Raw genomic sequence first — 12,782 nt, forward strand, 5'->3', positions numbered from 1 at the left:
GTCAATCCGAACGAAAATTCCGCGCAATCGAGCCATGACGTTCGCGCCCGCAGGGCGCTTGCCTCGTGGCATCCATTTGGGATCACGAAAGGAGGAATGCCATGCAAGATGAAAGCACCGTATCGCAGTGGCTCAGCGGCGCAGACGACGCCGGCGGCCTGGCAAATCCCGCAGGTCCGCTCTACATGTACGGCGAGGCGATGACCAAAGCCGCGACGGCCGATTCGAACATTGAAATTGCGGGCAGCTCGACGCTGCGCACGTGCGTCTTCACGACGCAGTGCTGCTGAGAGCTACGCTGTAACCGGCGCGCAGTTCGGTTGAACTGCGCGCCACCTTCCTCGCGCAGGCGACGTTCGATGTCGCTGCCGCCGTACCCTGCGGGCATGGAAGGCTCATCCTTTCTCAACGCCTCGCCGGGAGTGGAAGTCCATGACGGTTCAGAGCCGTACCTCTGACGGCTTTGCTCCGATCGTCAAACACTTCGTTTCCGCTGCGTGCGAGAAGCTCGGCGCTGTCCTCGAGCGCATGTCGGCAACCATCGACGCCGACGAAGCGCAGCTCATCCAAGAAGCCGCAGCGCGCGCCCTGCGCGAGAGCGCGCAGACCAAGCTCAATCGCGTGCTGTTGCTCGAGTTGCACGCGGCCAAACTGGCCGGCCGGCTCAGCGCCGAAGACGATCCGGGCCAGTTCGCGCAATTCGTCCAATACGCTCTCAGCCCCGAGTTCGCCGCGCATCTGGACCTGCGCTACCCGCCGCTGCGCCCGCGGCTGCAAGGCATGCTGGATCGTCGCAGCGGCGCGATCGAAGCGCTGCTCGCTCGCTACATCGCCGATCGTGCAGCGTTGGCCGCGCTGCTCGGCGGCACGCCGGGGCGCTTGACCGACGTCATGCTCGGCGAGGGCGACTCGCACGCCGGCGGGCAAAGCGTGGCGCGTCTTTCGTTCGAGGGCGGCGATGTGATGTACAAGCCGCGCTCGTTGCGTATCGACGACGCGCTCGATGCATTTCTGCGCCGCGTATTCGGCGACGCCTCTTCCCGCATACGCGCGCCCAAGGTGATCGACCGCGGCGAGTACGGCTGGGCGGCCTTCATTGTTCACCGCTACTGCGGCGACGAAGACGAAATGCGCACCTTCTATCGCGGGCTCGGCCACTGGCTCGCGATCCTGCGCCTGCTCGGCGGCACCGACATCCATTTCGAGAATCTGATCGCCTCCGGACCGCTGCCGATCGTGGTCGACGTCGAGAGCCTGTTCACGCCAGTCTGGTCGAGCGCGACCTCGAGCTACGGCGAGGCGCACGCGTTCGCGGAGCGGATGATTCAAAACTCGGTGTTGCGGACCGGCATCGTGCCGTTCCGTGCCTCGATCCTGGGTTTCGGCAACGTGGACCTGTCCGCGGCCGGCGCCTTGCAGGGAGAGCAGCCGAAAATCCGCGTGCCGATCATCGCCGCCGAAGGCACCACCGACGCTCGCCTGCAGATCGTCGACAGCGACGTGAAGTCGGCGCTGAATCATCCCAGTGCGAAACCGGAACTGCATCGTTACTGGGACGAAATCAGCAGCGCCTTTCTCGAAACGACCCGATCGCTGCGCAAAATCGACGCCGACGGCGAACTCGCGGTTCTGCTCTCCGCGTTCCGCGGCTGCCAGGTGCGCGAGATTCGGCGGCCGACGATGATCTACGGCGAATTGGATCGGATGCTGTGGCATCCGGCCTCGCTGCACAACGAAGCGGCAGCGATCGAACGCGCGCGCGGCTTGTTCACCTACGACGAGGCCGATGCGCGCAGCGCGCCGTCGTCGCCCGAGGAGGTCGACGGCGAGATCCACGATCTGCGCTACGGCGACATTCCGATCTTCGTCGCCGAGCTGACGCACGAGCGCATCGAGGAGGCCCTGGCCGACTGGCGCGGCATGCGCATTGAATTGGAGGAAGTGCTGATCCGCAGCGCCCTGGTGGCGACCAAGTTGAACGAGGAGATCGGCGCGCCGCCCGCGGACAGCGGCCACGCGCATCTCCTGTCGCTTGCGCATGCGGCGAGGCTCGACGCGCGCCGTCGCGAGCTGGCTGCCCGAGCGGTCGCGCATCTTCTGCAATTGGCCGTGCGCGGCAGCGACGGCTCGGCCACCTGGATCTCACCCGAATACAGCAGCGGCGCCTGGCACGTGAAGCCGTTGCAACCCGACCTCTACTCCGGAATCAGCGGCGTGGCGCTGGCGCTGGCCGGTTATCGGCATGAGGTCGAGCAAGGACGCGCCGACTTCGTCGCCGATGTGAATCAGGTTCTGGACGGCGCCTTGCAGGTGTTCGCGGCCATGACCGACGGCAAGAGAGCCAGAACCGTGGGCGGCTTCAACGGCAGCGGCAGCTACATCTGGTCCTGGCTCGCTCTGTACGACCTGCTGCAACGCGAGCCGCTGCTCGCCCATGCGGTCGCCTGCGCGGAAAGGCTGGAACGCGACGGCGTGGAAGCGGACAACTACCTCGACATCATGGATGGCTGTTGCGGAACGATTGCGCCCCTGCTCGCTCTCGCCGAAGCGACCGCCGATCCGCGCTGGCTCGCCCTGGCCGCGCGAGCGGGCCGCCATGCGGAGTCTTTCATCACGCTGACCGATGCTGGCGTGCATTGGACCACCGTCGCTTTCAGCGGACCTTCGGGCGGATTTCTGCACGGCGCGGCGGGCATCGCCTGGGCGCTCAAGCGCCTCGTGCTGGCCGATGCCGGCAGCGCCGCCGATCGTGCGCGCTGGAGCGCGCTCGCCGATGCGGTGTTCGCGTTCCAGGATTCGCTGTTCGACGACGCGCTCGGCAACTGGGACAACCGGCGCACGCCGGCCGGCGACAGCGTGCACATCTGGTGCAACGGCAGCGTCGGCATCGGCCTGTCCGCCGGCGATCTCTACCTGCGCAGCGGCGACGAGCGTCATCTGCGCGACCTGCGCCGAGCCGTTGCCGCCTCGCGGCATTCCTGGGGTCTCACCCATACGCTGTGCCACGGCGATTTGTCGGCCTGGGAGCTGACGGCGCGCATGATCGCGATCGATCCCGAGGCTTCGGCGATCGACCGCGAGACGCTGACCGCTCGCGTCATCTCGGCGCTGGAGCCGCGCTTTTCCGGATCGGCCACGATCGATCGCGAGGCCTATACGCCGAGCTTGATGATCGGTGTGGCGGGCATCATCCACAGTCTCAATCGCATGCACCCCGACTGCACCCTGGCCTCGCCGCTGCTGCTCGAGCGCAGAGCGCAGGCCGCGACGAAGTAATACGCGAAAGAAAACGGCGGCCGGCTCGAGGCCGACCGCCGTTCCTTCTTCACACTCGCCGAAGCTATTGCTTGGCCGAATTCGCGCCGGCGGCGACTTCGTCCGCCATCGCCAAGGCTTTGCCTTCCGCGTCGAAGCGCAGGATGCGCGCCTTGCCGCGACCGACTTCGCCGACCGCACTGCGCGCGATCACGCTGTACACCGCCTTCGCTTCGAACTGGCCGTGATAGCCCGAAGAGGTGTGCACGATCTTGACCTCGCCGGCCTCGGTCTCCGCTTCCGGCGACACCTTCTTGACGTTCTGCACGAAGGCCGCGCGCGCGGCCGGCGCGGCCAGCTTCTTCTGCAGCGACATCGCGCGGGCGACCACGTCCGCCGGAATCGACGGCCAGTACACGCCTTCGCTGATGACCTTGCCGGAACGATCGAGCGCGGCGTAGGCGTACGACCCTTCCACCGGAATGCCGCCGAGCGAGCGCTCGAGGTGGGAGGTGTACCAGAGCAAGGTCGAGTGCGACTTCGTCACGCCTTCGTCGGCCGGACCTGAGCCCGCCATCGTCGTCGTCACGTGCATGCCGCTGATTTCGGACTTGGGCACGCCGGTGGCGACCAGATAGTCGCGCACCGCGGCGCTGTGCCGCTCGGGGTCCTTGGTCAAAGGCTGCGGCAAGCTCGCCACTTCGCCCTTCGGCAGCGCCGTGGCGGCGAAGCTCGGCACTGCCAAGGTCGCACCGGTGACGGTGTCGACCATGAACGCGCCGCGGTCGCCGACCGCACGTGTGTAGAGACCTTCCGTTTCGTCGCGCCGGTTCGGCCCGACGTCGAAACGCGAGCTTTCCAACGTCAGCCGGTAGGCCTGCCCTTGCAAGCTGGCCTGTTCGGCGGCCCCTGCACTGGAGAGGCCTGCGAGCACGAGGCCCGCACTAATCATTAGCCGTTTCATAGCGACCTCGTCAGTTCAAAATGAAGGGATGGTTGTTGCAGTCGTAGTTGCAGGTGTAGATCCAGGCGACCCAATTGCGACTGATGCTGTCGTTGGCCGGATCGCGCAGCTGCGCCCAGTTCTCGGTGCGATTGGCCCACAGCACCCGCGCCTGATCGGTCTCGCGCGAGATCGAGATGTTGGCGCCGCAGCCGACCACGCCGTGATTGCCGCCACCAAATGCGCAGCCCGAGCCGCCGGTGACCGAGTTGATCGATTCCGCCCACGCCGGCGCTACCGCCGAGCCGGGATTGGCGACGTAACGATCGGCGAACGCGCGACCGCGGCCGGCCACGTCCGCGGTGTCGCTGCCCACGCGTGTCGGCATGATCAAGGCGATCGTGGAGACGCCTGCGAAGGCGAGATTGAGCTCCGGTCCCCACAAATCGGGCGTGATGCCGCAGCTGTTGTCGATCACGGCGAGGTTGACGCCGCCGTTGGTGCCGGCGCCGCCGAACGTGCCGGAGACCGGGCTCTCGCCCCAGCGCACCGGACCGGTCGAGTAGTTGACGAACTGGCACGAGGTGCCGGTGCGGTCGACCACGATGTTGCGCGGACGCGAGTACACGCAGCGGCCGGCCAGCGGGCTGTCGGTGAAGCGCAGGCAGCGCTTCTCGGTGCCGGCGACATTCGGGCAGCCGGCCGTCGTCGTGCAGGACGTGTTGGTCTGGTCGTCGCAGGTGCCGTGGCCGCTGAAGTACGAAATAGCGTCGCCGGTGCGGTCGAAGTTGAAGGTGTCACCGCCGCCCGACACCACGTCCGGATCGGTGAAATCGGTCGGATAGACCAGACCGTTGGTGTACCGCAGACCGGCGGTGTAGCCGGCGATCGACAGCATGCGACTGCGGAAGTTGTCGACGTTGGGAATGTCGTTCGACAGCGCGCCGCAGGAATACGCATCCACCGCTTCGATCGTGATGCCGGTCTCGGCGGCTTGCGTCGCCGCCATGCCGCTCAACAGCGCGACGGCGGCGAGGGTCTGCGCGATCCGCCGGCCCCAGTTAGAACTCCGATTGTTCATGACTTGTCCTCCCCATAGGTTTGCAACGGTCGTCTTGCTCGTGCGTTTTGCATGACGTTCTCCTAGACGTAGTCGATTGGAACGAACTGACACGCTGCCGGACGACGTCGATCACTCGTTCCGCCGTGCCCTTTCCGCGTCGCGGCCCACCGCGATGCGCAGGCGAGCGACGGCCGCGGCGCGGCGTTGCCGCGTCGAACGTCTTTGCGCTTGCGCTGCGGCGCTGCGGGCCGCTGTCGAGAGTTGCGAGCTACGCTTCGTGATCGGCCAGGATCCGACTCTTCACCGTGTCAAAAAGAGTTACGTCATCGCGACGAGCGAGCTGACACGAAGGTTTGAAAACCTTGATACGAATATAGGAATGGAAAAGGAAACACGTCCGCCGATGCGCATCGATGAAAGTCGTTTCACCGAAGCGGCAGCTGCGGCGGATATCGCTTAGGCTATGCCGGCTGCGCCGATGCGCAGTCGACTACGCGCGATGGCGCCATGCCCGCCGCGAGTCGCGACGCAGGCAGACCGCGCGGTCTTCCATCGATCGGACGAACGCGCGGTCATCCCACGACGAGGTGGACATGATCACGCTCACGGTCAATGGAACCGAACAACGCTTCGACGGCGATCCGACCCTGCCCCTGCTCTGGTATCTGCGCGATACCCTCGGCCAGACCGGCACCAAGTTCGGCTGCGGCATGGCGCTGTGCGGCGCCTGCACGGTGCACATCGACGGCCAGGCGACGCGCTCGTGCGTGACGCCGGTCGCGGCCGCCGCCGGCAAGCAGGTCACCACGATCGAAGGCCTGTCGCCCGAACGCAAACATCCGCTGCAGCAAGCGTGGCAGGAACTGAACGTGGCCCAGTGCGGCTACTGCCAGCCGGGTCAGATCATGCAAGCGGCCTGGCTCTTGAACACCAAGCCGAATCCGACCGACGAGGATATCGACCAGAACATGTCCGGCAATCTGTGCCGCTGCGGCACCTACACGCGCATCCGCGCGGCGATCAAGCAAGCCGCAGCGCAAGGAGGTGCGAAATGAAGCGCAAGACTCCCGCTCCGCTGCTCATCGTCAACGAAAGCCGGCGCGGCTTCCTGCTCGGCTTCGGCGCCGGCAGCCTGGTGCTCGCTTTCGGCGGCGGCGCGTTCGCGCGCCTCGCGCAGGCGCAGGAGAAGAAAGCCGAAGCGTCCAAGTACGGCGGCGAAGGCATGCCGAACGGACTGCGCGACGATCCGCATCTGTTCGTCGAGATCGCGGCCGACGGCAGCGTCAGCGTGGTCTGCATCCGCTCCGAGATGGGCCAGGGCGTGCGCACCAGCGTCGCCTTGATCGTGGCCGACGAACTCGGTGCCGACTGGGCGCGCGTGAAGGTGAAGCAAGCGCCCGGCGACGAGCCCAAGTACGGCAACCAGAACACCGACGGCTCGCGCAGCGTGCGCCAGAGCTTTCTCGCGCTGCGCCGCGCCGGCGCGGCCGCGCGCTCGATGCTCGAAGCCGCCGCCGCGGCGGCCTGGGCGGTCGACGTGAGCGAAGTCAAAGCCGGCGTGCACGAAGTCGTGCACGCGAAGTCCGGGCGCAAGCTCGGCTTCGGCGAACTCGCGGTCAAGGCCGCGTCGCTGCCGACGCCCAAGCCCGACGCGCTGAAACTGAAGGCGCCGAGCGAATTCCGCTACATCGGCAAGGGCAAGACCGCGCTGATCGACGGCGAGGATATCGTCGGCGGCCGCGCGCAGTACGGCATCGACGCGCATCTGCCCGGCATGCTGTTCGCGGTGGTCGCGCGCCCGCCGGTGTACGGCGGCAAGGTCGCTTCGTTCGACGCGGCCGGGGCGGACAAGCTGCCGGGCGTGGTCAAGATCGTGCCGCTCACGACCACGCCGCTGCCGTCGGGCTATCAACCGCTCGGCGGCATCGCGGTGGTGGCCGACAACACCGGCAGCGCGATCAAGGCGCTCGCGCAGTTGAAGATCGAATGGGACGCCGGCCCCAACGCCGGCTACGACTCGACCGCCTATCGCAAGCAACTGGAAGCCGCCACCAAAGCCCCGGGAAAGCGCATCCGCAACGACGGCGATGTCGACCAGGCCTTCGCCGCCGCGGCGAAGAAGCTCAGCGCCGACTACTACGTGCCGCATCTCGCTCACGCGACGATGGAACCGCCGGCGGCGCTGGCGCGATTCGAGAATGGGCGCTGCGAAGTGTGGGCCTGCACGCAAGCGCCGCAAGGCGCGCGCGAAGAACTGGCGAAGGCGCTCGGCATCGGCATCGACCAGATCACCTTGCACGTGACCCTGCTCGGCGGCGGTTTCGGGCGCAAGTCCAAACCCGACTTCATCATCGAAGCCGCACTGCTGTCGAGGGAACTGGGTAAGCCGGTGAAGGTGACGTGGACGCGCGAGGACGATCTCGTCAACGACTATTTCCACGCGGTCGCGCATTCGCATTTCGAAGCCGCCTTGGACAAGTCCGGCAAGGTCAGCGGCTGGCTGCATCGCGTTGCGGCGCCGTCGATCAATTCGACCTTTGGCCCCGATTCCAAGCACGAAGCCGCGTTCGAACTCGGCATGGGCATCACCGACCTGCCGTTCGCGATCCCCAACGTGCGCATCGAGAATCCGGAAGCGGCGGCGCATACGCGTATCGGCTGGTTCCGCTCGGTCTACAACGTGCCGCACGCGTTCGCGATCCAGAGCTTCGTCGCTGAGCTTGCGCACGCAGCGGGACGCGACCACAAAGACTTCCTACTCGAACTGCTCGGCGCCGATCGCAAAGTCGTGCCGCAGCTGGTCGGCGAGGAAAGCTGGTGGAACTACGGCGAAGATCCCGCCCTGCATCCGATCGACATCGCGCGCTGGCGCCGTGTAATCGAGACGGTGACGAAGGAAGCGGATTGGGGCCGCAAGCTGTCGAAAGGACGTGGCCTCGGCCTGGCCGCGCATCGCAGCTTCGTGACTTATACCGCGGTCGTGTGCGAGGTCGAGGTCGGCGAAGACGGCGCGCTGGCGGTGCCGCGCGTCGATATCGCAATCGACTGCGGTCCGCAGGTCAACCCCGACCGCGTGCGTTCGCAGATGGAAGGCGCGGTGATCCAGGGGCTCGGGCTCGCGCGCTACGGCGAGATCAGCTTCAAGAACGGACGCGCCGAACAGACCAACTTCCATCAGTTCCAAGTGCTGCGCATGAACGAAGCGCCGCGCGAGATTCGCGTGCACCTGATCGCGCACGAGGATTTCTCGCAACCGCTCGGCGGTGTCGGCGAGCCCGGCCTGCCGCCGGTCGCGCCGGCGCTGGTCAACGCGATCTTCGCCGCGACCGGCAAGCGCATCCGCGAGCTGCCGATCCGCAGCCAGCTGGCGGTGAAGGCGGAAAAAGCCGCCTGAGCCCGCCCGCGCATCGAGGCGCCGGAGCTGCGGTTCCGGCGCCTCGATCCTCGCGGCTGAACGGCGTGGCCGCATCCGTCCACGCGCGCGAACACGCCGTCGGGGATATCATTTCGTTTCGCCAGCCACGACGGAACGATCCATGCGCCCATTCCCCCTCGGTGAAGATCTCGACCTTTTGCGCGAAAGCGTGCGTGCGTTCGCGGACAAGGAGATCGCGCCGCGGGCGGACCTGATCGACCGCGAGAACGCGTTTCCGGCCGACCTCTGGCGCAAGCTCGGCGAAATGGGCCTGCTCGGCGTGACCGTCTCGGGCGACTACGGCGGCTCCGATCTGGGCTATCTCGCGCATCTGGTCGCGATGGAAGAGATCTCGCGCGCGTCGGGCTCGGTCGGCCTTTCTTACGGCGCGCATTCCAACCTCTGCGTCAACAACATCTTCCACAACGCCAACGAGGCGCAGAAGAAGAAGTACCTGCCCAAACTGTGCAGCGGCGAATACGTCGGCGCGCTGGCGATGAGCGAACCGGGCGCCGGTTCCGACGTGGTCGGCTCGATGACTTGCCGCGCCGAACAGAAGGGCGAGGTGTGGGTCGCCAACGGCTCGAAGATGTGGATCACCAACGGCCCCGACGCCGACGTGCTCCTGGTCTACATGCGCACCGCGCACCGCCCGGCCGGCTCGCGCTGCATGACCGCCTTCCTGGTCGAGAAAGGCATGAAGGGTTTCAGCACCGCGCAGAAGCTCGACAAGCTCGGCATGCGCGGCAGCAATACCTGCGAGCTGGTGTTCGACAACTGCGAGATTCCCGACGCCAATCGCGTCGGCGAAGTCAACGAAGGCGTGCGCGTGCTGATGAGCGGCCTCGACACCGAGCGGCTCGTACTGAGCGGCGGCCCGATCGGCCTGATGCAAGCCGCGCTCGACGTCGCCCTGCCCTACGTGCGCGAACGCAAGCAATTCAACGCGCCGATCGGCACCTTCGGCCTGATGCAAGGCAAGATCGCCGACATGTACACCGCGCTGCAGTCTTCGCGCGGCTACGCGTATCTGGTCGCGCAGAACTACGACGCCGGTGTGAAGTCGCGCATCGATCCCGCCTCGTGCCTCCTGCATTGCTCGCAGAGCGCGGTGCAGGTCGCGCTCGACGCGATCCAGGCGCTCGGCGGCAACGGTTACATCAACGAGTACCCGACCGGCCGCATCCTGCGCGACGCAAAACTTTACGAAATCGGCGCCGGCACCAACGAGATCCGCCGCATGCTGATCGGGCGTGAGTTGTTTCACGGCAAGAGTTGACGTAACGATGCCGCCTTCGTCGATTCGCGATCTACTGCTCGAACTAAGCGCAGCTCTCGAAGCGAATGGAATTTCTTACGCGTTGATCGGCGGCCTCGCACTCGGTCCGCGCGGCTTTCCGCGCGCTACCATCGATGTCGACTTTCTGATCAACGGCGACATGGTCGAGCGTGTGCGCGCCTTCATGCACGATCGTGGGGCCGAGGTGATCATCGAGGGTGAGGAATTCAGCAGCTACGTCGACCGCGGCATCCGCACCGACTTCCAGCATGCGCGCCGACCGATCACGATCGATATGCTTGCTCGTGCGGATGCCGTCGAATTTGCTGGCAGCTCGATGCCCGTGATCCAAGCCGAAGATCTGATCGGCCTGAAAATTCAAGCCTTTCACAACAATCCTAAGCGGCTGCAGGACCTCGTCGACATCCAGCGCCTCATGAGCGCGAACTGGGATAAGCTCGACTTCGACCGCGTACGCGGCTATTTCGTCCTGTTCGATCACGAGAAGGAATTCAATGGACTCCGTAACCTGGCTGATCCAAATAGCTGAGCAAAGGTTGCGCGCCTCGTCATCGCAGGATTTCGCGCCTCTTGTGTCCGGGCCTCAAAGCCCTGCCGAAGGGGCGACCGAACAATTGGAGGTCATCGCGCTCGCCGAAGCATTCGGCCTGCCGCCCGTCTCGCGCACACCGATCGCTCACGGCGAACTGCAACTGTAGACCAAGCCAGCGCCCGGTTTGCCGCAGCGCAGCGCCGGCGCGATAATCGAACGACCCCCTCGGCGCTTTCCGCGCCCGCCATCCGAAGAGGTTTTCCATGTCCGATATCGTCATCGTCGGCGCTAAGCGCACCGCGATTGGTTCCATGCTCGGCCAGTTCACCGGCGTGCCGACCACGACGCTCGGCGCCGCCGCGATCCAGGCTGCGCTCGAACACGGCGGCGTGGCGCCGGCCGACGTCACCGAAGTGATCATGGGCTGCGTGCTGCCGGCCAATCTCGGCCAGGCGCCGGCTCGTCAAGCTTCGCTCGCCGCCGGCCTGCCGAAGGCGGCCGGCTGCACCACGATCAACAAGGTCTGCGGTTCGGGCATGAAGGCGATCATGCTGGGTCACGATCTGATCAAGGCCGGTTCGGCCGAAGTCGTCGTCGCCGGCGGCATGGAATCGATGACCAATGCGCCGCACATGGTCAACGCGCGCCCGGGCCTGCGCTACGGCGACGCGAAGCTGGTCGATCACATGGCCTGGGACGGCCTGACCAATCCTTACGACGGCCAGTCGATGGGCGTGTTCGCCGAAGCGACCGCCGAGAAGTACGGCTTCACGCGCGAGCAGCAGGACGCCTTCGCGATCGAGTCGGTCAAGCGCTCGCAAGCCGCGATCACCTCCGGCGCGTTCGCCGCCGAGATCGTCGCGGTCAAGGTCGCCTTGCGCAAAGGCGAGGTCGAAGTCGCCACCGACGAGCAGCCGGGCAAGTCCGACATCGCCAAGATCCCGACCTTGAAAGGCGCGTTCAAGAAGGACGGCACCGTCACCGCGGCCAGTTCCTCCAGCATTTCCGACGGTGCCGCGGCGACCGTGCTGATGAGCGCGGACGAAGCGAACAAGCGCGGCATCAAGCCGCTCGCGCGCATCGCCGCGCATGCGACCCACTCGCAGGAACCGCAGTGGTTCACCACCGCGCCCGTCAACGCGATCGAGAACGTGCTCAAGAAGGCCGGCTGGAAGGTCGCCGACGTCGACTTGTTCGAGGTCAACGAAGCCTTCGCCGTGGTCGCGATGGCACCGATCAAGGATCTCGGTATCGCGCACGACAAGCTCAACGTCAACGGCGGCGCCTGCGCGCTCGGCCATCCGATCGGCGCCTCCGGCGCGCGTCTGGTGGTCACCTTGCTGCACGCGCTGAAGGCGCGCGGCGGCAAGCGCGGCGTCGCAGCGCTCTGCATCGGCGGCGGCGAAGCGACCGCGATCGCGATCGAACTGGTCTGAGCAGCGTTTACCGCAGCGGCGCCCGCATCGCCGGGCGCCGCTGCTTTTCAGCGCGGACTTGGGTGTCCGCCCATCACGGGGAGAAGCAACCATGAAGACGAACCTGAAACCGCTCCTGCTCGGCGTCGCGCTCGTCGCCGCGCTTGGTGCATGCAGCGAAAACTCCCAACAGCAGGCCAAGGAAGCGGCGGACAAGGCTGCAGCAGCGGCCAAGCAAGCCGCGGAAGACGCCAAGGCCACCGCGCAGAAGGCCGCCGACGCCACCGCCGAAGCCGCACGCAAGGCTGCCGAAGCGACCCAGCAAGCCGCCAACGACGCCGGCAAGGCGGTCAACGAAGCGGCGCAGCAGACCGGCGACGCCGCGCAAAGCGCCGGCGACAAGGCCAAGCAGGCCGCCGGCGAAGCGGCCGACGCCACCAAGGAAGCAGCCGGCCATGCCGGCACCGCAATCAAGGAAGGCGCCAGCGCCGCCGGCCAAGCCGTCGCCGAAACCGCCAAGTCCGGCTGGGAAGCGACCAAGGCCGCCGGCCGCGAGATCAAGGAAGGCGCCAAGGAAGTCGGCCACGACATCGCCGATACCGCGCGCGATGCGAAGGACGCGGCGAAGGACGCCGTCGACGACAAAGACCCGCAGAAGAAGTGATTCACCCCGCACCGGCCGCTTCGAGCGGCCGGTGTTCTATGGGCTCGTGCGGTCTTGCGCGGGCGCCATGGCGATGAGCGCTACGATCCCATAGCAGGCTAGGCCTTCGGTTGAGCCACCGCGGCCATCCAGGGCCGTATTGTTTCGACTGCTGCGTGCGCGCTCGCTTCCGCAAGATCGAGCGCTGTGCTTTCA

The 12,782-nt window shown here is 66.4% G+C and carries 11 protein-coding genes; 9 read left to right on the forward strand and 2 right to left on the reverse strand.

Annotation, left to right across the window (positions count from 1 at the left end; genetic code table 11):
• Window positions 1–101: 101 nt before the first annotated feature.
• Entirely contained in the window at window positions 102–290 is a 189-nt protein-coding gene (locus tag AC3QL3_RS11810; RefSeq protein WP_492893775.1) for a DUF6229 family protein, read from the forward strand.
• A 238-nt stretch (window positions 291–528) separates the two neighbouring features.
• The gene (locus AC3QL3_RS11815) at window positions 529–3,276 is read left to right on the forward strand and encodes a type 2 lanthipeptide synthetase LanM family protein (RefSeq protein ID WP_492893777.1); all 2,748 of its coding nucleotides are present in this window, start codon (window positions 529–531) and stop codon (window positions 3,274–3,276) included.
• A 64-nt stretch (window positions 3,277–3,340) separates the two neighbouring features.
• Here the strand turns inward: AC3QL3_RS11815 and AC3QL3_RS11820 are convergent, their stop codons facing one another.
• Window positions 3,341–4,189: a hypothetical protein gene (locus AC3QL3_RS11820; RefSeq protein WP_492893779.1), complete on the reverse strand. Its 849-nt coding sequence runs from the start codon at window positions 4,187–4,189 to the stop codon at window positions 3,341–3,343.
• A 40-nt stretch (window positions 4,190–4,229) separates the two neighbouring features.
• Complete coding sequence (locus AC3QL3_RS11825) at window positions 4,230–5,279, reverse strand: hypothetical protein (protein ID WP_492893781.1); 1,050 nt, start codon at window positions 5,277–5,279, stop codon at window positions 4,230–4,232.
• Window positions 5,280–5,355: 76 nt separating this feature from the next.
• Here AC3QL3_RS11825 and AC3QL3_RS11830 point away from each other — a divergent pair, with 76 nt between their 5' ends.
• The 7 genes from AC3QL3_RS11830 to AC3QL3_RS11860 all read left to right on the forward strand — a co-directional run bounded on the left by AC3QL3_RS11830 (window position 5,356) and on the right by AC3QL3_RS11860 (window position 12,587).
• Window positions 5,356–5,721, forward strand: a complete 366-nt coding sequence (locus tag AC3QL3_RS11830) for a hypothetical protein (RefSeq protein WP_492893783.1) — start codon at window positions 5,356–5,358, stop codon at window positions 5,719–5,721.
• Between the two features lie 133 nt (window positions 5,722–5,854).
• Window positions 5,855–6,316 (forward strand): (2Fe-2S)-binding protein, encoded by a 462-nt coding sequence (locus tag AC3QL3_RS11835; RefSeq protein WP_492893785.1) that lies wholly within the window; start codon window positions 5,855–5,857, stop codon window positions 6,314–6,316.
• Window positions 6,313–8,655: a xanthine dehydrogenase family protein molybdopterin-binding subunit gene (locus AC3QL3_RS11840; protein WP_492893787.1), complete on the forward strand. Its 2,343-nt coding sequence runs from the start codon at window positions 6,313–6,315 to the stop codon at window positions 8,653–8,655. Before AC3QL3_RS11835 ends, AC3QL3_RS11840 begins: the two co-directional genes overlap by 4 nt.
• 142 nt (window positions 8,656–8,797) lie before the next feature.
• On the forward strand, window positions 8,798–9,955 hold the full coding sequence (locus tag AC3QL3_RS11845) for an isovaleryl-CoA dehydrogenase (protein ID WP_492893789.1): 1,158 nt from the start codon (window positions 8,798–8,800) through the stop codon (window positions 9,953–9,955).
• A 7-nt stretch (window positions 9,956–9,962) separates the two neighbouring features.
• On the forward strand, window positions 9,963–10,505 hold the full coding sequence (locus AC3QL3_RS11850) for a nucleotidyl transferase AbiEii/AbiGii toxin family protein (protein WP_492893791.1): 543 nt from the start codon (window positions 9,963–9,965) through the stop codon (window positions 10,503–10,505).
• Window positions 10,506–10,771: 266 nt separating this feature from the next.
• On the forward strand, window positions 10,772–11,944 hold the full coding sequence (locus AC3QL3_RS11855; RefSeq protein ID WP_492893793.1) for a thiolase family protein: 1,173 nt from the start codon (window positions 10,772–10,774) through the stop codon (window positions 11,942–11,944).
• 91 nt (window positions 11,945–12,035) lie between these two features.
• Complete coding sequence (locus AC3QL3_RS11860) at window positions 12,036–12,587, forward strand: hypothetical protein (RefSeq protein ID WP_492893795.1); 552 nt, start codon at window positions 12,036–12,038, stop codon at window positions 12,585–12,587.
• The last annotated feature ends 195 nt before the right edge of the window (window positions 12,588–12,782 follow it).

The organism is Dokdonella sp. GW821-FHT11D02, assembly GCF_058808595.1.